At 60.6% G+C, this 21,168-nt stretch carries 21 protein-coding genes; 2 read left to right on the top strand and 19 right to left on the bottom strand.

The window, feature by feature from the left end:
• The 7 genes from GNZ13_RS05540 to GNZ13_RS05570 form a co-directional block, all read right to left on the bottom strand.
• Entirely contained in the window at positions 1-858 is an 858-nt protein-coding gene (locus tag GNZ13_RS05540; protein WP_172161243.1) for a helix-turn-helix domain-containing protein, read from the bottom strand.
• Positions 859-989: 131 nt separating this feature from the next.
• Positions 990-1,550 carry a carboxymuconolactone decarboxylase family protein gene (locus GNZ13_RS05545; RefSeq protein WP_172161245.1) on the bottom strand — a complete coding sequence of 187 codons (561 nt, stop codon included), beginning with the start codon at positions 1,548-1,550 and terminating at the stop codon, positions 990-992.
• Between the two features lie 229 nt (positions 1,551-1,779).
• The gene (locus tag GNZ13_RS05550; RefSeq protein ID WP_172161247.1) at positions 1,780-3,000 is read right to left on the bottom strand and encodes a porin; all 1,221 of its coding nucleotides are present in this window, start codon (positions 2,998-3,000) and stop codon (positions 1,780-1,782) included.
• An 81-nt stretch (positions 3,001-3,081) separates the two neighbouring features.
• Positions 3,082-3,624 carry a hypothetical protein gene (locus GNZ13_RS05555; RefSeq protein WP_172161249.1) on the bottom strand — a complete coding sequence of 181 codons (543 nt, stop codon included), beginning with the start codon at positions 3,622-3,624 and terminating at the stop codon, positions 3,082-3,084.
• Between the two features lie 87 nt (positions 3,625-3,711).
• Entirely contained in the window at positions 3,712-5,055 is a 1,344-nt protein-coding gene (locus GNZ13_RS05560; RefSeq protein ID WP_172161251.1) for an MFS transporter, read from the bottom strand.
• 124 nt (positions 5,056-5,179) lie between these two features.
• A complete protein-coding gene (locus tag GNZ13_RS05565) occupies positions 5,180-5,539 on the bottom strand; it encodes a protocatechuate 3,4-dioxygenase (RefSeq protein ID WP_172161253.1) in 360 nt (119 codons plus the stop codon).
• On the bottom strand, positions 5,536-6,381 hold the full coding sequence (locus tag GNZ13_RS05570; RefSeq protein ID WP_172161255.1) for a gallate dioxygenase: 846 nt from the start codon (positions 6,379-6,381) through the stop codon (positions 5,536-5,538). The genes GNZ13_RS05565 and GNZ13_RS05570 overlap by 4 nt, the downstream gene beginning before the upstream one ends.
• A 403-nt stretch (positions 6,382-6,784) precedes the next feature.
• Between GNZ13_RS05570 and GNZ13_RS05575 the strand changes: the two genes are divergently transcribed.
• Together GNZ13_RS05575 and GNZ13_RS05580 are read left to right on the top strand one after the other, a co-directional pair.
• Positions 6,785-8,032 (top strand): LysR family transcriptional regulator, encoded by a 1,248-nt coding sequence (locus GNZ13_RS05575; RefSeq protein WP_172161257.1) that lies wholly within the window; start codon positions 6,785-6,787, stop codon positions 8,030-8,032.
• Positions 8,033-8,134: 102 nt separating this feature from the next.
• Positions 8,135-8,440 carry a hypothetical protein gene (locus GNZ13_RS05580; RefSeq protein WP_172161191.1) on the top strand — a complete coding sequence of 102 codons (306 nt, stop codon included), beginning with the start codon at positions 8,135-8,137 and terminating at the stop codon, positions 8,438-8,440.
• A gap of 294 nt (positions 8,441-8,734) precedes the next feature.
• Here the strand turns inward: GNZ13_RS05580 and GNZ13_RS05585 are convergent, their stop codons facing one another.
• The 12 genes from GNZ13_RS05585 to GNZ13_RS05640 all read right to left on the bottom strand — a co-directional run bounded on the left by GNZ13_RS05585 (position 8,735) and on the right by GNZ13_RS05640 (position 21,149).
• The gene (locus tag GNZ13_RS05585) at positions 8,735-10,360 is read right to left on the bottom strand and encodes a methyl-accepting chemotaxis protein (RefSeq protein WP_172161259.1); all 1,626 of its coding nucleotides are present in this window, start codon (positions 10,358-10,360) and stop codon (positions 8,735-8,737) included.
• 111 nt (positions 10,361-10,471) lie between these two features.
• Positions 10,472-11,599, bottom strand: a complete 1,128-nt coding sequence (locus tag GNZ13_RS05590) for a porin (RefSeq protein WP_172161260.1) — start codon at positions 11,597-11,599, stop codon at positions 10,472-10,474.
• A 348-nt stretch (positions 11,600-11,947) separates the two neighbouring features.
• Entirely contained in the window at positions 11,948-12,961 is a 1,014-nt protein-coding gene (locus GNZ13_RS05595) for an ABC transporter substrate-binding protein (RefSeq protein WP_172161262.1), read from the bottom strand.
• Positions 12,962-13,308: 347 nt separating this feature from the next.
• Positions 13,309-13,467: a hypothetical protein gene (locus GNZ13_RS05600; protein WP_172161264.1), complete on the bottom strand. Its 159-nt coding sequence runs from the start codon at positions 13,465-13,467 to the stop codon at positions 13,309-13,311.
• A 28-nt stretch (positions 13,468-13,495) separates the two neighbouring features.
• A complete protein-coding gene (gene phbB / locus GNZ13_RS05605; protein WP_172161423.1) occupies positions 13,496-14,239 on the bottom strand; it encodes an acetoacetyl-CoA reductase in 744 nt (247 codons plus the stop codon).
• 154 nt (positions 14,240-14,393) lie between these two features.
• Positions 14,394-14,963 carry a phasin family protein gene (locus GNZ13_RS05610; protein ID WP_172161266.1) on the bottom strand — a complete coding sequence of 190 codons (570 nt, stop codon included), beginning with the start codon at positions 14,961-14,963 and terminating at the stop codon, positions 14,394-14,396.
• Positions 14,964-15,067: 104 nt separating this feature from the next.
• Positions 15,068-15,265 carry a hypothetical protein gene (locus tag GNZ13_RS05615; protein ID WP_172161268.1) on the bottom strand — a complete coding sequence of 66 codons (198 nt, stop codon included), beginning with the start codon at positions 15,263-15,265 and terminating at the stop codon, positions 15,068-15,070.
• Positions 15,266-15,860: 595 nt separating this feature from the next.
• On the bottom strand, positions 15,861-16,967 hold the full coding sequence (locus tag GNZ13_RS05620) for a 4-oxalomesaconate tautomerase (protein WP_172161270.1): 1,107 nt from the start codon (positions 16,965-16,967) through the stop codon (positions 15,861-15,863).
• Between the two features lie 14 nt (positions 16,968-16,981).
• Positions 16,982-17,677 (bottom strand): 4-carboxy-4-hydroxy-2-oxoadipate aldolase/oxaloacetate decarboxylase, encoded by a 696-nt coding sequence (locus tag GNZ13_RS05625; protein ID WP_172161271.1) that lies wholly within the window; start codon positions 17,675-17,677, stop codon positions 16,982-16,984.
• Complete coding sequence (locus GNZ13_RS05630) at positions 17,674-18,402, bottom strand: PIG-L deacetylase family protein (protein WP_172161272.1); 729 nt, start codon at positions 18,400-18,402, stop codon at positions 17,674-17,676. The genes GNZ13_RS05625 and GNZ13_RS05630 overlap by 4 nt, the downstream gene beginning before the upstream one ends.
• A 246-nt stretch (positions 18,403-18,648) precedes the next feature.
• Complete coding sequence (locus GNZ13_RS05635; RefSeq protein WP_172161273.1) at positions 18,649-19,755, bottom strand: porin; 1,107 nt, start codon at positions 19,753-19,755, stop codon at positions 18,649-18,651.
• 65 nt (positions 19,756-19,820) lie between these two features.
• Positions 19,821-21,149 carry a uracil-xanthine permease family protein gene (locus tag GNZ13_RS05640; protein WP_172161274.1) on the bottom strand — a complete coding sequence of 443 codons (1,329 nt, stop codon included), beginning with the start codon at positions 21,147-21,149 and terminating at the stop codon, positions 19,821-19,823.
• Between the last annotated feature and the right edge of the window lie 19 nt (positions 21,150-21,168).

Here is a 21,168-nt window from a genome sequence, read left to right on the forward strand (position 1 = left end):
TCAGTGTTGTTGCGGGACCGCGTTGATCAGTTCAAGATGACGCGCTTCCGTCACGTCGTCCGCGGGGAACATGCATTCGATACGCAGTTCCTGCGCCGCGACGGTTTGCGGCGTGCCCACGGTTGCGACCATTGAAAAGTAGTTCAGGACCTTGCCGTCCTTGACGAAACCGATGGGGATCAACGGCATGCCTGCTGCAGCGGACCCGCCCCCCAAAGGGCTCTGAGAAGACTTCAAGTCCGTTTGCACGTCCGGATAAGCACGCAGCGCGGCAAGCAACTCATGCGTCTGATCGTCGACCACACGACCGACCGATTCCCGATAGACACGCTGAATCAGGCTATTCGCCACCGCTTGCCAATCGGCAATGAACGGACGCATTCCATCCGGATCGAAAATCAGATGCAGCATGTTGCGCGGCCCCTTGCGCGCAGCCATATCGATGAAGCAATTGAAAAAAAGCGGCGCGGATTCGTTGGTCATCAGCACGTTCCAGTAGCGGTCCATGACGAGAGCGGGAAACGGCTCGTGTTGACGCAGCATTCGCCCGAGTGCGTTGGTGACGCTCTGCATTTCCTGTGCGTTCCAGGCGCTGTCGGCATACATCGGCGCATAGCCTGCTGCCAGTAGCAGCGCGTTGCGTTCGCGCAGAGGAATGTCGAGCGCTTGAGCGATGTCCATCAGCATCTGACGGCTCGGCACGCTGCGTCCGCTTTCGATAAAACTGATGTGCCGCTGCGAGACACCCGCGTTGAACGACAAGTCCAACTGACTGATGCCGCGCAGGTCTCTCCAGTAACGCAACAGCGCGCCGAGTTCATTCGGCGGCGTCTTCCTTTCGGGATTCGCAGGATTCATCGGTCTCTTTTCCGCAAGTCGATACAGATCAGGTTGAGTGACCGGTGGCGCCGAAGCATCCGTGGATGTCTGGCGCCAACCGGTCGTTCGAACCACGCCGGTCAGCATACTCCCTCGTGCTAAGCGGCCCTTCAGGACGAGGCCTGGGCGGCCCAGGCATACTCCTGGAAAGGTGCCTCGAGCGGGGGCTTCGTGATATTGCCGGCGTAGTTTGTGATAGTGGAAGCAGCCAGCACAGTGAGAACCTCGAGCACCTGGTCCTTGCGGAAACCAGCCTCGATAAACCGGTTCACGTCATGGTCGTTCAGGTGTCCGCGCTTCCCGATCGCTGTTTTTGTCAATGTCGAGAGGGCCGCATGTTTGCTATCAGCAGGCGCGCGGCCGTCGCGAATGGCTTCGACGTCGGCGGGGGAAAGCCCTTCTTTCAGCGCGAGGGCCGTGTGAAATGCAACTGCCCAGGCGCATGCGTTCGTCACTGCGTTAGTCAGCAACAGGGTCTGTATCTGCGCTTCCGTAAAAGTACCCGAATGAACTTTCTGGAAGATACCAATGAAGCCCCCGATCAACACCGGCGATTCGGCCATGGCTCCCGCGATGTTGGGGATAAGGCCGAAGTTTTGTTGAAGCTGCCGCAATACCGGCCTGGATTGCTCGGGTGCGGATTCAATCGTATGAATGTGAAACGTCGACATGATGTGACCTCGGTCGTAAGCACCACTCGGGATGAGTTGCGCAATGACCGAAGATTAGGCGTGAGGGAGCGGCTCGCCAATTACCTCGGATGTAATAAGCCTGGTTACTTATTGCCTACACCGTCACCATGCGGTTTTCTGCGAGCGCCCTTTAACGCGTGACCGTTCACGGAAGAACAAAAGGCCGGGCTCAACGCAACCCGGCCTCCCTCACCGCAAAAGCTACCAATCAGAACCGGTGAACAATGCCCACACCCAGCGCAAACTGACTGCCGGAAGAAGACGGCGTGCTGTTATACCCATCGCCGAGCGTCGCCGTGGCATCGATGATTTGCCCGGCACCGTTGGTTCCCAGCGTCTTGCCCTTCGCCTTCTGATAGGCCTCCAGCGCATACAACCCCGTGCGCTTCGACAGCGCGTAATACTCGGAGAGATTGAACTGGTGGTATTGGGCATTGTCCTGAATGGCGTTCGCACGTGTGGCACGGGTATAGCTGTACCCCGCGCCGAAATCCCACGCAACGGCCGGCTTCCAGTGCAGGACGAGACCACCGGTATTGAAGATCGCCGTGTCGTGGAACTTCGAGCCGCTGCCCGGAATGTACTGGACGTTCGAATAGGTAGCTGTGACATCCCACGCGCTATTGAACGTGTAACCGCCTCCCACCGCGAAACGCTGTTGAGCCTGCGCAGTCTGGTAGCCGTTTGTCAGTGCAGATACGCCGATCTGCGAGCCGCCGTTCGTGGTGGTCGAATCCGCGCCCCACGCGCCGCCGCCCGCGGTCGAGTTGTTGATTCGCGAGAAGCCGACCGCGAGGCCCACCGGACCCATCGCATACTGAACCGCGGTCGACCAGGTCGAGCCCTGGTTCGTGCCGCCCGCCACGCCGCCCAGCGAATACGAGCCGCTCACCGTCAGGCCATAGAGCTTCGGCGACGTGTACTCCAGCGTGTTGTTCGCGCGGTAGATCGTGTCGAGACCGTCGATATCGCCAGGATGGGCGCCGTAGTAGCCGGTGATCCACGTGGTCGGGCTATACGGTGAGAGCAGTTGGTAATACGAAGCGTATTGCCGGCCCGCCGTGAACGTACCGTACACCGGGTTGGTCAAGCCGACCCACGCCTGGCGGCCGAACATCGCATTAGTGTATTGCTGAGCACCGTTTGCCGAGTTGAAGCCGGACTCGAGTTGGAAGATCGCTTTCGTATTGCCGCCCAGATCCTCCCCGCCTTTCAGGCCGAAGCGGCTGCCCGCCCACACGCCAGGCGCCATCTTGACGTCCGATTTCCCTCCGTGTGTAGAGCCGAGGGATGTCTGATTGTTGGTATAGGAAACGCCGTTGTCCACGATACCGTACAACGTGACGCTGCTCTGCGCGAAAGCCGGTACGGAAGCCACGATCGCGGCTCCGAACAGCACAACGTCTACTCGCCTGATACTTTTATTCATTCGACAGATCTCCAATTCATACGTGTTGTTGAAATTCTTTTTCTTCGGCACCGTTGCTAAAGCTTCATCAAACCCCTGGGGTTATTGCTCGCGTGCTTGCAGCAGCCGCTTTACCGTTAAGGCCAAAGGGACGGTGAAGAAGATATGGGACATGAAGCCGCCAATGATCACGGCCGGGTCGTAATAGTTCGGGTGGTTATCGGAGGCGATCATGATCGCCACATGCATCGCGATCCACGCGAAAACCGCGTAGAACAGCGCCACAAAAGTGGCTTCGTATCCGCGTCGGCGAAAGTACGGCCAGATCGCCGCGAACAGAACGCCCCACGCCGACGCGAACACGAAGTGAATGCCGGTGCCGACGATATAAGCCCACACGCCGAGCGATTCCTGCACCTGCTTGCCGAACACCAGTCCCGTCGCGTTGCGTGGAATGCCCGCCAACGGCATCAAGTGCTGCGCCCCTACCCAGATGAGCGCTTCGTAAATCCAGATGATCACGGCGCCGACCAATCCGCCAATCACGCCCGCGCGAATAATCGCCATGCGGTTTGGCCACTCCGTCACACTCGCGGTCACACCCTTGTTAAGCCCACTTCCACTCACGCTGAAATCGCCACTCATAGCTCTCTCTCCGTCAACTACTTCAAGTTAGGGATGCCGTGCGCACAGCAGCCAACACGCCGTTGCATGAGACCGCTGCAAGCGCATTCAGGCGTCGGCCACCGGACTGGTGATAAAGCGCAGCGCGAGACGGTTCATGACGATCGCCGCAGCAGCGATCAGTGCAGGCACCGCGAGCACCGCGAATACGGTTTCGAAGCTGAATCCCAGCGACAGCAACGCGCCACCCACGAGCGAGCCCAGAATGCCGCCGAGCCGGCCAAACCCAAGCATCCAGCTCACACCGGTTGCACGGGCACGTGTTGGATAACAGGTCGGCGCGAGTGCATTGAGGCCGGTCTGCGCGCCGCTCATGAAGAAGCCGGCACAGGTGACGAGAACCGGCAGCAGGTTCGACTTGAGCGTGCCCATGCCCAGCGCGAAGATGAACACGCCCCCGAGCAGATACGCCGTGCCGATCACTACATTGCGATCCATGCGGTCCATCGCGAAGCCGACCGCAACGGCGCCCACGGTGCCGCCCAACTGGAACATTCCGGTGATCGCGGCAGCGCGCTCGACGGGCAAGCCAGCGTCCTTGATCAACGTGGGCAGCCAGCCGGTCAGCAGATAGATGATCAGCAGGCCCATGAAGTACGTGAGCCACAGCATCAGCGTGCTGAACGCGTAGCCGTCCGCGAACAGCATCCGCACCGGCGCCTTCGCAGCGATCACCGGTTCGGGGGCGGTGAAGCGCACGTCTTTATCGAAGACATGTCCGCACACGCGGCCGAGCGTTGCCGCGATGCGCTCCGTCGACATTTTGCGCACCAGCATCAAACGCGCGGACTCGGGCAGCAGCCACAGCAGCAAGGGAACACTGAGAATCGGCAAGACGCCGCCGAACATGAACACCGCACGCCAGCCGAAGTGCGGAATCAGCGAAGCCGCTACGAAACCGCCGGCGCCCGAACCGAAGTTGAAGCCGGTGAACATGATCGTGAGCAGCAGCGAGCGGCTGCGCGACGGTACGTATTCGGACAGAAGCGTGGTCGAGTTCGGCATCGCGGCGCCGAGGCCCAGCCCGGTCAGAAAGCGCAGCGTGACGAGTTGCACAGGTGAGTCGGCGAAGGCGCAAATCAGGCTGAAGAAGCCGAAGCACAACACGGATGTAATCAGCACTTTCTTTCGCCCGATGCGATCGGCAATCGGCCCCGCGGCCAGCGCGCCGATCGCGAGGCCGACCATCGCGGCGCTCATTACCGGACCGAAGGCGGCCCGGCTGACATTCCAGTCGTGCATGATGGCGGGTGCGACAAAGCCCATCACGGCCGTGTCCAGACCGTCCATCATGACGATCAGAAAACATAGAACGAGGACCAGCCACTGGTACGCCGACACCTTGCGCGCGTCGATAAACGCCTTGATGTCGACTGAGTCTGCAGATTTCATGCGTGTCTCCGGAGAAAATAGTTTCCCGCCCCGGCGTTCTGTCGAACCCGGGGTCTTCTTGGTATCGAAATGAAAAAACGAAATGAAAAACCGCTAAAAAGATGCGGCGCAGCGCCGAGCCGTCCTAGACGGCTTCCGGTACCCTGCGCGTTTTCAGAAACGCTTCGAGTGTTTCGCCTCGCATGCTGGCGTACATGCCCAGGTTCGTGATCTTCACCACACGCGCAAATTTTTCGAGGACGAAGAAACACACGCCATACCGGATCAGACCAATCCAGTCGGTGTTGTCGACGAGCGCGCGTTCTTCCGCCGTCAGGCCTGCCGCGTCGTATGCTGCGGCCCGGTTCTCCAGCCAGAGCGTGCGAGCCGGCGCTTCGCGCATCTGCCAAAAGAAGCGGTTCAGGCGCATCGCTTTCATACTCTGGCGGATATCGAACGGATACGTGCCCGTCAATTCCTCGATGCCGATCAGCTGCGGGTTCATTGCGTCACCTCGTCTTCATAGAGGGTCACGGCCATCGCGGTGCTCGTCGCAAGGTAATAGCTGCGATGCAGTTCACGAACCTTCGGCCCCAGCGCACCGCGCATCGCGAGCCACATGATCGTCTCCACACTCTCCGCGCCGCCGAGGCGCACATAGTCGACATGCTTCATCGCGGCAAGACGCTGCGGATCACGGACGATCAGATCGAGGAACTCCATGTCCCAATCGGTATTGTTGAAACCGCTTCGCTCGCCGTGGACCTGGTGAGACAGGCCGCCGGTGCCGACCACCACCACATCCAGATCCTGCTCGAACGATTCGATCGCGCGGCGCAGCGCCTGACCGAGGCGATAGCAGCGGTTCGCGGTGGGCAGCGGATATTGCAGCACGTTGACTTCCATCGGCACGAGCGACATCGGCCAGCCGCCGTCATGCGGCAACATCAGCGAGAGCGGTGAATTGCATCCGTGATCGAGTGCACGGTCCTGGAAAATCGTCAGATCGAACTCGTCGTTGACGAGCTGCTCCGCAATGTGGATAGCCAGGTCGGGATGGCCGGCGATGTCCGGCAACGGGCGCTTGCCTGCGCCCTCGTCCGCGAACGTATGATCAGCCGACACCCCTAACGCGAAGGTCGGATAGCAATCGAAGAAGAAGCTGTTGGCGTGGTCGTTGTAGAACATCACCATCACGTCCGGCTTACGCTCCGCAAGCCAGTTGGCCACCGGTTCGTAGCCTTTGAAGAGCGGCGCCCATGCAGGGTCGTTCTGCTTGCCCTTGTCGTATGCCATGCCGATAGTGGGCACGTGCGACGTGCCGATTCCACCAATGATCCTTGCCATATCCCGTTGTCTTCCGTTGCAACCATCGTGAAATGCAACAATATGGATCGCGCAGGTTTGCCGAAAGTACGGGTAAACCACATCCACGTCGATTAATTTGCTCGCAAGTATCCCGGTTGCCGATCGCCGGTGCTTGGATAAACGCGGAAAGCCGCACCGGATATAGGGTTTCGGATATACACGGCGAGCATGTCGCATCGCAGTTCACCGACCCAGCTGTCCGCATGCGATAAACAAAACAGATGCCCAGAAAACGAAGTCGCAAGCCGCCTGTCAAGCGTGGTACGAGACTTGATGCGTCGCTATACTTGATGGCCTCGAATGAGTAGAGACCCATGAACGAGATCACCCAGCACACGATCGCGGACGCGTTAAACACCCGCCAGCCAGAGCGTCGCCATCCGTGAGCAGCAAAGAACTTCTCAACCTGGCGCAACTGCGCGCATTTCGACTCGTTGCCGACATGGGCAGCGCAACGCGTGCGGCAGCGGCGCTGTTTCGGGCCCAGTCGGCTGTGACCCGTTCGGTGCAGGAACTGGAGTCGGCACTGGGCGAGCCCCTCTTCGATCGCGGCCCCTCAGGCATGCTCCCGACGCCCGTTGGCCGCGCCGTGCTGCAGCGCTGCGAGCGCATCTTTGCCGAACTGGAAGAACTCGCGCAGTGGTGCTCCGCGAGGCAGGCGCGCCGGCGGCCACCAGCAGAAGGTGCGCTGCCGGCCTATCTGCTCAACACCCGGCGGCTTCAGTTGTTCACCGCATTGGCGCGTCATCGGCATATGCCGAGTGCGGCTAAGACCCTCGGCATCAGTCAGCCGGCCGTGAGCACCGCGATTCGGGTGCTGGAAAGCGGCTCCGGTTTGAATCTGTTCCACCGCAGCCCGCGCGGGATCCTGCTCACTACGGAGGGCGAAACGTTTCTGCTTCACGTGCGCCGCGCGTTGAACGAATTGCGGCACGTGCCCGACGATATCGCCGCATTGCACGGCAAGATTCAGGGTGCGGTGACGGTGGGCGCGTTGCCGCTCGGGCGCACGTTGCTCCTGCCGAGAGCGATCGCGCGAATGACCGCGGCGCATCCGGGCGTGCGGGTCGTAACTGACGAAAGCGCCTACGAGGCGCTGGTTGCGGGTCTGAGAGCGGGCGATATCGACTTCATTCTCGGTGCGCTGCGCGATAACGATGCGAGTAGCGGCCTGAAGAACGAGCGCCTGATGTCGGAAGATATGATGCTTCTGGTGCGTCGCGATCATCCGCTCACTCACGCGCGCGACCTCACCATCATGGACTTACGCGACGCGCAGTGGATCGTGCCGCGCAGCAATGCGCCGGCTCGCGCACTGTTCGAAGCGCAATTCAAGCGCGTGAAAGTGAAGTCGCCGATGCCCACGGTCGAGACAGCCGACCTCGCGGTGATTCGTGGGCTGCTGCTCGGCACGGACATGGTCGCGGCGCTATCAGGCCAGCAACTGCACTATGAAGTTCAATCCGGTCAGCTGGCGGTGCTCGAAGTGCAACTGCACAACACCCGGCGCGACATAGGATTGACCATGCGTGCGGCCGGCACGCCCTCACCTGCCGCGCGTGCGTTGATCGACGCGATCCGGCTGTCGGTTGTCGATGTCACGCGGACGATCAGTATCGCCGCTAATTAGTCTTTAACTCTGCAAATCGCTGGAATTCAGAATTGCAAAAATAGCCAGAATGCGCTGCCGCTGCCTTGGTCGAACAGTGACGATCAAGACAACGGAAGCGATATGAAGACCCAACCTCTTTTGTTAGCACTATTCGCGGTCGCCGCGTTCTGGACTGCCGATTGCCAGGCCGCGCAGCCGGATTATGCCTATTCGACGACGGTGCGTCTTTCCGACGGAAAAACGCTGGACTGCGCCGTGAACGAGTCCCTGACCGCCGAGCGCAACGCCAGTACCCCGCTCACCCGACGCGAGAAAACGGAAGCCGACGTATTGGCGACTTACCGACTGCGCCTGCTCAGCGGTCCAACGTCTGAGTATCCGTCACCGTACACTGCGCCCAACGTCACATGCGGGGCAACTGGTTGACGTCGAGTGGCATGACGGAGTTCGTGCGGCTCATTCGGTACTCATTCGGTACGATGCGGAACATCGTTCGGGAAAGGATACGGGGCGTGAGGTCCTGGCCATTCCGCCGCCGGTGGACCGCTTAGCGCATCGCATCCGGCGAGACCTGCCGAAAGGCTGCATGTGAGTAACGTGAGTAAAGCGGCGCAAATGCACCGGACTGCTGCTCGACCGTTCATCGCACACCTCCTCGCATCTGACGCATCCGCTACTTCTTGGACCTCCAATCGGCGTGGCAGGTTGCACTGGATGTCGTCATGCGCTCGCCGTGAGCAGCTCGGGCGCGCTCCAGTTCTGTTCGCTGGGTTCCTCGGCGGACAGCTTGCCGGTTTCACGCAGCCTGAACACTGCCACCGCATCGACGAGCGCGCGCGCCTGATCTTCCAGCGACGCTGCAGCAGCGGCGGCTTGCTCGACTAGCGCGGCGTTCTGTTGCGTCGCGTGGTCCATCTGCGTCATCGCGGTATTGATCTGATCAATGCCGCGCGACTGCCCTTCTGAGGCTGCGCTGATCTCGCTGACGATGCCGGTCACGTTGCGGGCCGCCGTGACGATTTCGGCCATTGTCTCGCCGGCGCGAGTCGCCAGTTCGGCGCCGTTCCTCACCTTCGCAACCGAATCGCCGATCAGCTCCCTGATCTCCTTCGCCGCGGCGGCCGAACGTTGCGCGAGCGCGCGCACTTCGCCCGCGACCACCGCGAATCCGCGTCCCTCCTCGCCGGCACGTGCAGCTTCGACGGCCGCATTCAAAGCGAGTATGTTGGTCTGGAACGCGATGCCCTCGATCGCGCCTATGATATCGACGATCCTCTTTGAACTCGACGACATGTCCGCGATCAGGTCGACAACCTGGCCGACAACGTCGCCGCCGCGTGCCGCGATCTCCGACGCGTTTTCCGCGAGCGCACTGGCCCGCCGCGCGCTATCGGCATTCTGCCGGACCGTCGCAGTCAACTCTTCCATGCTCGATGCGGTCTGTTCCAGGGTCGCCGCCTGCAGCTCTGTACGCGTCGACAGGTCTGCATTGCCGCTCGCAATCTCGCCTACGCCGTGCGTGATCGCCGCCGTTCCCTGACGCACCTGACTTACGGCAGCAACGAGCCCCGCCTGCATCCGGACCAGCGCAGTCATCAACCGTCCCATTTCATTGACGCCCAGCGTTGCGATCTCACTTGCCAGATCACCAGCAGCAATGCGCTCGAAATGACGAATAGCGGCATCGATAGGCCGCACGATCGAATTCGTCAACGCGGATCGCGCGAAGAAGCCGAGGATCATGGCGGCGGACCCAATCGTGCCGAAGAGCCAGAGCAGCCTATGAAAATGCTGTTGCGCCGAGGCAAAGCGCGCTTTTTGCTGCTCTGCCTGATAATCCTCGAGCGCGAGCGCGGCGTTCCGGTAGTCACTGAATAATGTGTCAGGCGCCTCCCGCTGCGTCGTCCGGAACGACATGAAATCGTTCTGGTCGAGCGCCGCGATTTCGGGGCTAAGCGCCCGTTTCATCAATAGCTCGCGCTTCGCGCGCAGCGCATCGGCCAGCTTCCTTTCAACCTCATTCGACGGTGCTTGCGCGGCATAGGCCGCCAGCTCGCGATTGCTAGCCGTCTGCTCGGCATGCACTCGCGCGAGCACCGCATCAGTTGGCTTTCCCTGCGCGACGAGCGTTTCGTACGCACCGAGATCGACCCGCACCTGCAGAAGCGCTTCGCTGCTGGCGGTAAGGTGTCGCAGCGCAGCCGTCTCCTCGCTGTACATCCTGTCGAGGGCCGTGTTGGCCGTTTCCAGGCCCGCAATCGACGTTGCGATCACCAGCGTCAACGCGGCCGTGTAGCCGGCGATCGTGATGGTCAGAGCGGTCCGGATAGTGGTATTTCTGAACATGGCTGTCTTCCTCGACCCTGTGAGCCCAAAAAAAAAGCGGCGAGCGGACAAGTCCGCCGCCGCCAATAGGAGCATTTCGATGAAGGGATCAGCGCGAAGCTGATTCCCGGATCAGAAGCGAGTGCGCACGCCCGTGGTCAGTTCAAGCTGGTTGGTTGCGCCGAAAGTGGTTCCGACGGTGTAGCCGCCATGCAACTTCATGTAGTCGCCGGCGAGATACACTTCGGTGCGCTTGGACAGGTGATAGAAGACCGACCCGTACAAGGTTTCCTTGAAGCCGTTGTGCAGGCCCGAGGTCGGATCGAACGCGCCGATGTTCGCGTTCGGAATATCGCCGTCGCTGTTGTACGCGGCGTTGTGCACACGCATCTGCTGATAGCCGAGTTCGTAGTCGAGCGCGCCCTTCGGCGACAGTTTGAGCGATACCGTCCACGCGTTGTCCTGACGCTGGCCGAGCGCGCCCTGATTGCCCAGGTAGCGGAAGTAACCCGCGTTGGCACGCAGGATACCGAACGTATAGTTGCCGCCCACTGAGAACGACTGGTTTGTAAAGCCAACGCGGTTCACGTGACTATAGAAGCCCGACACGTTGAACGGTCCGCCGTTGTATCCGAGCGCTGCCTGGTAGTTGGAGTTGGAGCCGAAACTCGTCGAGTTGCCGAATGCGTAGCCTGCGCTGGCGAAAATGCCATTGCTGAACAGCTTCTTCCATGCCACGCCGTTGTTATAACGTGTGCCGGTCGCGCTGGCCGCGTAGAAAATCATCTGCTTGAAGTTATTCGAATTGGTCCAGCCGCCTTCTTCCGTCGTCAAGCGCGCGGAGCCGTACGGGTCGCCATAGATCGTCGATGCGTCGCGCGCGATCGTGTTCTGGAAACCTGCCGTGATCTTGCCGAACGTGTCGTTCTCGACGCCCACCCACGCGTCACGGTCGAAGATCTGGCCCGGATCTTCCATCTGGCCGTTGGCTACAACAAATTCGCTCTCAAGGCGGAAAATGATCTTCGTTCCACCACCGATGTCTTCCGCGCCCTTCAGGCCCCAGCGGCTGCCGCTGAACCACGGTTCGCCGTCGTTCCCCATACCAATGACATGATTGCCGTTCGCATCCGCGTGCGTCCGATAGGTGGGAAAGCTCAGGTCCATCAGGCCGTAAAGCTGGACGCTCGACTGTGCGTGCGCACCGGTTGCGGCGAAAGCGCCTGCCGTAACGGCCAAAGCCAGATACTTTTTCTTCAAGATCGTCTCCTCAGATTACTACCTAAAAATTTTCGTTTTCGCCGTCTGCTGTGACTGCCGCCTTAAGATCCGGACAACCGCCCCATCAAGCGATGACCGCAATCCTAGTTACCTCAATCCTTCACGCACCTTTCCCGTATTATTTGTACAACTAAGTGCATGTACTGATATACATCACGAAAATGCATCACGAAACCGGCGTTAGCTACGCGTTGTCTTCCACGAGCAGTAGCTTCATCCCTTTTCTTCAATCGCGAGACGCTAATGGCCGGCACCGCGAAGGTGGCACCGGCAGCGCAACGAAATCACGCTTCAACAAACAGGCGGCAGCTACGGCCAGGCGCCGGCTTATTTCGAACCGGTGAACTCGTTGGTGTAGGTTTTAGCCAGCTCGATATGCTTGCCTTTGACCGACGGGTTGAACGCCGACAGCACCTTCAGCACGGTCTCCGGACCGTCAGCAGGCATCTTGCCGTCCTTCGTAAACATCGGCAGCGACGCTTTCAGCGCGCTCACGTAAAGCGGCTTGTCTTTCTGATAGTCGTCAGGCATCTTGGCTGCAATTTCTTCGGCGCTATGCGTGTTGATGAATTGCATCGTGCGAACGAACGCGTGCGCAAGCTTGGCTGCTTCAGCCTTGTGAGAATCGACCCATGCCGCCTGGACGTAGAGGCTCGACGCCGGATAGGTGCCGCCCAACGCCGCCTTCGTGCCTTCGACCGAGCGCATGTCGACGAGCACCTTCGCGTCGCCGGACTTCTGCAGTGCCGAGACGGTCGGTTCGGTCGTCATGCCGGCGTCGATGCGGCCTTGTTTGATCGCCGCGATAAAGCTGGCGTCAGCGCCCACCGGCAGCATCGTGTATTCCGTGGACTGGATGCCGTGCTGTCCGGCAAGGTATTGCGTAAGGAAGCTTGTTGACGAACCGAGGCCAGTCACACCAAGCGTCTTGCCCTTCACGTCCGCCATCGATTTGAGCGTTTCGGCCGCTTTGGTCGATACCATTTCGACCTCGCCCGGCACTTGCCCGAACACGACGATCGCCTTGACGTCCTTGCCCTTGGTCTGCAGATCTATCGTATGGTCGTAGAAACCGACCACAGCCTGAACGGCGCCGGCCAGCAGTTCGTTTTCAGCGTCAACGCCGGCCGGCTGCGACAGAAGTTCGACATCGAGCCCTTCATCTTTGAAATAGCCGAGCTGTTCGGTCAGGCGCGCCGGCAAATAGATCAGCTTCGTGATACCGCCGACCATGATCGTGATCTTTCCGCCGTCGGCGGCGCTGGCGTGCTGCGACGCAAGGCTGAACAGCAGGCCGGAAGCAACGGCGATATGGCGCAGCGTGCGAAAGCTAGGGGTCATCGATAGTCTCCGTTTTTGTCTGGCGCGGCGGAATGCCGGCCGTCTGCATCGATGGGGCGATTCTAGGGGACCGAATCCTTCCCTCGGCTTACACGGAGACTCAGGTTCCATACGGGATTTCCATGAGAGGCGAGCACGCCGTCATGCAAGATCTGAGTATGAATTATTACACTTTCATTACAATAGTGGGCCCATGTCGGGCGCACATAAAAAAAGCCAAGGCGGTGAAGCCTTGGCTTGGAGAATTCTGCTGGTTGAGAGATCCAGCAGAATCCGAGGGCGGCTACTGCGCCTTGGAACGCAGCAGCCCCCAGGTACCGTAACAACAGCCTGGCGAGCGCCGAAGCTCAATGCCGGGCGTTGTTCCAGTGCGGCCAGTAGTGACGGTGATCCAACTGCCTAAGCCGCTTTCGACGCATCTGCTCCCGGTAATAATGAGCGGCGACTAACACGGGCGCCATCGCCAGCACGAACGAACCCACCACGATTCCCACTGTTTCACTCATCGTACCCTCCATTGCAGAACGACCGGCTTCACTGCAGGTGTTGCCCCCCGTTGATGGCAATGTTGGCTCCGGTCACGAAACCCGCCTCGTGCGAGCACAGGTACAGCACGAGTGCGGCGATTTCATCGGGTTGTCCGAGCCGGCCAACCGGAATCTGCGGAATGATCTTCGTCTCGCGGATGTCCTCGGGCACCGCCATCACCATCTTCGTCGCGATAAAGCCGGGCGAGATCGTGTTGACGGTGACACCTTTCTTCGCCACCTCAAGCGCCAGCGATTTCGTGAAGCCATGCATGCCGGCCTTGGCCGCCGCATAGTTGGTCTGGCCGAACCCGCCCTTGGAGCCGATGATCGACGAGACATTGATGATGCGACCCCAGCCACGTTCGACCATGCTGTCGCACACCGGCTTCGTCATGTTGAACACCGAATCGAGGTTGGTCCGGATTGCCGCGTCCCAATTGACCTTGTCGAGCTTTTTGAAGCTGGCGTCGCGCGTGATGCCGGCGTTGTTGATCAGAATGTCGACCGGTCCGACCTCAGTTCTGATTTGCGCCGCGCATCTTTCACACGAGTCGTAGTCGGCGACGTCGACCGTGTAGGCGAGGAATTGCCGTCCCTGCGCTTCCATCCGGGCGTGCCACTCGTTCGCACCGGTGTTGCCCGGAGAACAGGTGACCACGACCGCATACCCGGCGTCATGCAGCTTGATGCTGATCGCTTCGCCAAGTCCGCCCGTTCCACCCGTCACCACCGCGATCTGCTTTGCCATCGAATCGTCCTCATAAAAGCCGGCGTTATGCTCATCTGGAGCAACACTGCCTTCAGTCCATGAATTGAATACTGGAAGCTTTGATTCCTTATCCATAAGGAATCCTTTATATATTACAAGAACCTCACCGCGGGCATTGCTGCCCGCGTCAGTTCTATCGCTTCGCGCCCGCGGCTACGGGTGCCTGCCCGGAGTTGCTTTGCAGAGCCTTTGACGCTGTGGCTGTGACTGCATCAAAATTACTCCCGGCAACCTGCACCGCCTGTTGCCCCGTTTTCTGCAACGTTTCGTACAGGGTCGTGGTGGCGGCAATCGCGGATTTCCACGCAGCGATCGCGGCTTCAGAACCTGCGGGACCATGCTTCGCCGCTTCCTCGACGAGTGTCTGCACGCGATCGTTATACCGATCGTAGTGCGTCTGTGCGAGTTGCGCGACTTCAGCTTGAGTGGTCGATGCGATATCGAACACTTGCCGGCTGTATGACAGCGATTTTTCCGCGAAGGGTCCGGTGAACCCTGCTTGCTGCGCGAACCATTGCGGCGGCTCCGTCGTGCCGGACACCTTGGTCATGTTCTCCTGCACCTCGGCCAGCGTGGCCCTGACGGCCTGCAGGTTCAGAGCGACCAGTTTTTCGACGCCTTCAAAGACCTTTCCGGCCACCCCAAAGAACGCGTCGACGTTGGCCTGCGCGGCAGCAACCTGCTCGGGACTCAATAGAGTCATGGTTGAATTCCTCATAATTCGGTCCGGCGCGCGAAACCCCGATCGGACGGGTGTGTTGCGGCGGATCGCGATGATAGATAAATCGAACTGGATGCCGCAGATGCCTAGCGCATCCGGGCAACCGCCTTGAGAATGGAATCGCCTTCGCTTGTGACCTGAGGACGTGAGCGTCCGGACGCGAGGTTTTCCAGTGATATGAGTTGCCGCTCGAGCAGGGCGTCGAGCTCCGCGCGGCCCAGTTCAATCTGATCCGGCGCGTTTTTGATGAGCATTAAGGTAGCGAATTCATGGGGACTCAGCATAGCGTCTCCTCGATTTAGTCTATCTGCACGGGAAGCATTAATTACCCCTCCAGCATGAATGCCCGGCAAATATTTCTGCCGTCTCCGCAACGCAATCGTTCGAGAAATCACGTCACGGAGACGCCATCATAACTGTTAAATATTCAATTGCAATATGCGGGATGCGTTTTATTAAAGCAGCCGTTTCGTCTGTTGAATTTCGTTTTGTCTGATGAATATTTTTGCATCGCATGGCCGCGCGCCGCCCCCCCACTGCGCCCTCGCCGACCCCGTGGATGCCATGCCTGGCATGGCTGACGCGTTGATCCGGCGACGCACCCATGTTTGAATAGACCGCTTAATTAACGATATCCATTCACTTTGATTTCATTGGCTTGTTTGTATTTGAATATTATATTTATAGCCCGGCGTTTTATCCCAGCAACCGCCATACCCCAACATTGCGAACTATTTATTACAGCGCGTATAAGTTTGCACAATAGCCGGCATTTCGAACAGCGCAAAGGCTTCAGGCCAATTTATCGGATCGAACTCCGCAACCAGCAATCCCGCCAGCCACGCTGAAGCCAACGAAGGCGATTCGCGCAAGGTCCGCTTATATGCGTGCGTGCCACACTGCCGAAGGAATGCCAACCGCGCCGTCAAATAACCACCGCGCAGTGCGCAACAGCGCGGCGCTCAGCACTTCGCGCTGGTCGGGGTTGCCGCCGAGAGCGAGTTCGACCGTGAACTCGCCTGTCGGGTGTTCGACCGACACACGTTTTCGCGTGCCTTCGGCGTCCACATCGGCCAGGCCGTCGCAGACCGTGCCAGGCAGTACCGCGGCTGTGGCCACGCTCACCGCACCGAGTACGCCGATCGACGCATGGCAGCGATGCGGAATGAAGCTGCGCGTACTGATCGTGCCGCCATGGCGAGGCTCCGCCACCAGACACATCTTCGGGACCGTGCGCGCGCTCACGTCGCCGAGATTCATCATCGGCCCCACTGCGAGCCGGACCTTTTCGATGCGCGCTTTCAACTCCTCATCCGCGTCGAGTTGCTCGCGCGTTTCGTAGCCGGTGCGCCCGAGATCGCGCGCTCGCATCAGCACGAGCGGCATGCCGTTGTCGATGCACGTCACCTCGATATCGTCGACCGCATCCTTGAGATGCCCCGTTGGCAGCAGCGCGCCGCAGGTGGAACCGGCGGTGTCCCTGAATTCCAGCGGAATCGGCGCGGCCAGGCCCGGCACGCCGTCGATGCGGGCATCGCCTTCGTAAGTGACCTGGCGTCCCGGCGTGCTCACCGTCGCCACCGCGATCTGCCCGGTGTTGACCATGTGAATCGCGACCCGGGTGCTGCCTTCCTGCGCGTCCACGAGACCGCGTTCGATCGCAAACGGCCCGACGCCCGCGAGAATGTTGCCGCAATTCTGCCCAAAATCGACGCGGGCTTCGTTCACAACGACTTGCGCAAACAGATAGTCGACGTCGGCATCGTCGCGCATGGAGCGCGAGATGATCGCCACCTTGCTCGTCAACGGATCCGCGCCGCCGATACCGTCGATCTGACGCGGATCGGGCGAGCCCATCACGGCAAGCAGAACGCGGTCCCGCGCAGCAGGATCGGCAGGCAAATCCGACGCCATAAAATACGCGCCTTTCGACGTGCCGCCGCGCATCATCATGCACGGTATACGCGTTTGTGCGCGACTGGACATGGCTCGCCTCTCCGTCAAAGGTCCTCGGCCGAGGCGACATAGCGCAGGCCCTTTTGCGCGAGCTTCTCGCGCATCGCGTAGTAGTCGAGGCCCAGTGTGCCGCCGGCCAGCACCGAACGCGTCTTCTCTTCTTTCGCCATGCGCGCTTGCGACGCCTGCGCAACGCTCGCCACGGTATCGAGCGGAACGATGACCACGCCGTCGTCATCCGCGACAACGACATCGCCGGGATTCACGATCTGCTGGGCGCATACCACCGGAATGTTCACCGAGCCGAGCGTTTCCTTGACCGTCCCTTGCGCGGACACGGCCTTCGACCAGACCGGGAATTTCATTTCCCTGAGCGAGGCTACATCCCGGCAACCCGCGTCAATGATCAGTCCGCGCACACCGCGTGCCGCTAGCGAGGTGGCGAGCAGGTCGCCGAAATAGCCGTCCTCGCAGGGCGAAGTCGGCGCCACGACGAGAACATCCCCCTCGCGGCATTGCTCGACGGCGACATGCAGCATCCAGTTGTCCGACGGCGGCACCAGCACCGTCACTGCAGAACCCGCGATAGCCGGTCCTGAGTAGATCGGTCGCATATACGACGCGAGCAGGCCGAGACGGCTCTGTGCCTCGTGAACGGTGGCGGCGCCCGCGTGCTGCAGCACGGCCACATCGTGCGGATCGGCGCGGCGGATAGTCGTCACCACGACGCCCCGCTTCATGACAGATCTCCTGTCACCGTAGGCGTGATGCGCTGATAGCCTTCCGCGTATTGGATATCGCGCGTGGCTGTGATGCCGATATTGCGCTTGGCCTGCACGCCGCGCTGCAGGGCGACCCGCGTGTAGTAGTCCCACAAGTGCTCCTGGCCCGCCATGCACTCGATCGCGCGACGCTTGGTTTCCCAGACCTCGGTGATATCGAGGAACGTATTGGGTATCCATTCGCATTGTTCGGTTTGATGCGGCTCGAACGCGTAGACAGGCGGCGCACCAACCACCTTCTGCCCGGGATTTTGACCTTCGGCCTGCGCGATGATCCGCGCTTCCTGCGCCACATGCATGGCGAGCGGATGATCAAAGTTGTACGGGTCTTTCTGCGAATGGCTCAGTACGAACGCCGGTTGCAGTTCACGGTACACATCGACGAGGCGCATCAGGGCCTCGTCCGAGACGCGCAATGGGTAATCGCCAAGGTCGAAGAACTCGACTTCCGCACCGAGGATGTCCGCGGCCCGCTCGGCTTCCTCCCTGCGCGCCGCCTTGACCTTCTCGATCGTCATTTCGCCCTTGCGCCAGAGTTTGGCCGACTCCCCGCGCTCACCGAACGAAAGGCACACGACCTTCGCGCGGTATCCGTTTTTCTTGTGCAGAGCGATCGCGCCGCCTGCCCGCCACACGAAATCGGCGCTATGCGCGCTCACCACCAACATCGCCTTGTCTGCCATTTCCAACCTGCCCGTATTCACTATGTGATGGGCACTATTGTAGGATTCGAAGGTGGTCTGGAAGCACCTAAAGGAGCGTGCAATGCCATCTAATCTGTTTATCGGTATGGGTCGACTCAGCACGGGTCCGGCCACACGCCTTAAGCGGCCCGTGGCTCAGCGATGTGCGCGAACACGTCGACTGAAGCGTAGTGGCAGCGCGTGAGCGGCACGACGGGAATGCAATCACGCCGCCACACGCTCAAATCAGAACAGGTGATGTATCCCGCTCAGAAACACGGTCTGCCTTCCACCTGACGCCGCCCCGATCCCAAGCGTATTCGCCACCGCCCCGCCACCCGCGGTCTCGAACATCAGATCCGCGTAGACTTGCGTCGCTTTCGATAGCGAATACACGTTCGCCACGGTGAATTGCGTCCAGCGACGCCCGGCGAGTGTCGCGCTCCACGCCCCCGCCGCGATTTCCTCCGCGGGCGTCAAGCGGACGTTGACGCCGCCGTCGATCGTGCGAAAGTGCTCGCTGCCGCCGTCCGACTGGATTCGCACATCCGTTGCGAGCGCATGCAGCGTCACGCGTTCAAAACGATACGATCCGCCGATCCCCATGTCGCGTACCTGTTTCGCGTTGAAGGTTGAGCCGGGCGCGAGTGTCTGTCCTTCGAACGACGCCAGGCCGAGTCCATTGGAAAGCGGCAGCAAACGGTCGCGGTATTCGGAATACACCGCCACCAGCTTGAGCGGCCCATTTGTATAGTTAGCGCCGAAACTGATAGTCCGCCCATTGGTGTTGCTTGCCGACGCGCCGGGAAATCCGTAGAGCGCGCCGAAACTCAATCCACTGTAATTCGCGCTTTTCCATTTCACCGTGCTCGACAACTGCACTGGCAAGGTACTCCCGAGGCCATCGAGATTGCCGGGGTGAAACGCGGAGAAATCGCCAAGCAGTTGACCGGTCGACACCGAGCCGAGCCAATCGAAATTCCAGTCGGTCTGACGGCCGAGCGTCACGGTGCCGAACATCGGATCGGACAGTCCCACATAGGCCTGACGATTGAAGAAGGTACTGCTGCTGGCGGACGCGCCGGTCGTCGTGACGAAACCGCTTTCGAGCCTGAATACCACCGAGCGTCCCGCGCCGATATCTTCGACGCCCTGGAAGCCGAAGCGGTCGGCCTGGAACGTGCCCTGCTCGGCGATATATGCATGGGCGCCGTGCAGGTTGCTCACGTAACCAAGTCCCGCGTCGAGACTTCCATACAGCGTGACACTGCTCTGGGCGTTGGCCGTAGTAGAAACGACGAGCGCAGCCAGGCACGCGACGACCGTCGCGCGGAAAGCGATATTGGTTTTCATGGAGAGAGGGTTGAAGCGTTCGAGGGAGGACTGCGAGGGCGTGCGTTAAACGTTAAAGCTCGGGATCAGATTGCCTGGATCTTCTCCGCGGGCCTCACGCGCCATGCACCGAAAACCAGATTGACGACAATTGCGGTGAGCGTCCCCGCCGCCATGCCGTTGCCCAATACGATCTGCGAATAGCCGGGGAACAATGCATACACGTTGGGGACCAGAATCGGCAGCAAGCCCACAACGAGCGCCGCCGCGAGCGTGTACTGATTGCCGCGTGCATGCAGGTCGACCTTGCCGAGCAGGTTGACGCCCATCACACCGATCATCGCGAACACGATCAGCGCCGTGCCGCCTACCACCGGCGCGGGAATTGCGTAAGCGAAGCGTCCGAGCGGCGCAAACAGCGCGATGACCATCAGCATCGCACCAGCCGTCGCGGTCACGTAGCGCGAGCGCACACCGGTGGTCTGCACGACGCCGATGTTCTCCGCGCTCGTGATGATGAGCGAGGTGCCCAGCAGCGAGCCGAGCAGCGACGCCACTGCATCGCCGCGAATGGTCCTCGGCACGTCACGGCGCATGTCGATCTTCTTGCCGGTGATCTCGCCGACGGCAACCGTCTGACCCGTCGCCTCGGCCATCGAGATGACGCTGAAGATCAGCATCGGCAGCGCGGCGAGCACGTCGAAGCGCGGCATGCCGAACGGTAGCAGCGTCGGCAGGGTGAAGAGCGGACCGCTCCACATGCCGCCCGCGGGCATCAGCCCGATTGCCCAGCCTGCACACGTGCCGATCGCGAGGCCGATCAGCACGGCAAGCCGCCCCACCGTGCCCTTGAACAGACGCGCCACGGCCAGCGTGCCCACGATCGTGAGCAGCGCGAGGCCAAGCGACTGCGGCCGCGCGAAACCAGGCGTTCCCTGCTGGCCGACGATGATGCCGGCGTAGATCTTGATGAGACTCACCGAGACGAGCAGCAGCATCGTTCCCACCACCACGCGCGGGAAGAACCGCAGGCAGCGCGCAAATACCGGCAATACGAGCCAGTAGAACAGGCTGGTGAGAATCGCCGCGCCCGCGGCAGTGCGCAGATCCGTCTGCGTGGCGATGACGGCGAACAGCATGGCAGGCGCGCCGCCCGGCACCATCACGAAGGGCAACCGTGAACCGACCGATCCCGCCCCGAGCGATTGCAGCAGTGTGCCGGCGCCGCAGGCAAAGAAGGTCGCACCGATCAGTTGCACGGTCATGCCCGATGAGAGCGACAACATCCTCGACACCAGAAAAACCGCGGTGACGGGCGAAGCCGCCATCGACAGGACATGCTGCAAGCCGAACAGCACGAGTTGCCACGCGGGCAAGCGCGCATCGACGCTATGTGAGGCTGGGTCTGGATTCACGTTACCCCCGAGGGATCGA

Origin of the sequence: Paraburkholderia elongata (assembly GCF_013177735.1) — a bacterium.
In the GTDB taxonomy this organism is placed as follows: domain Bacteria; phylum Pseudomonadota; class Gammaproteobacteria; order Burkholderiales; family Burkholderiaceae; genus Paraburkholderia; species Paraburkholderia elongata.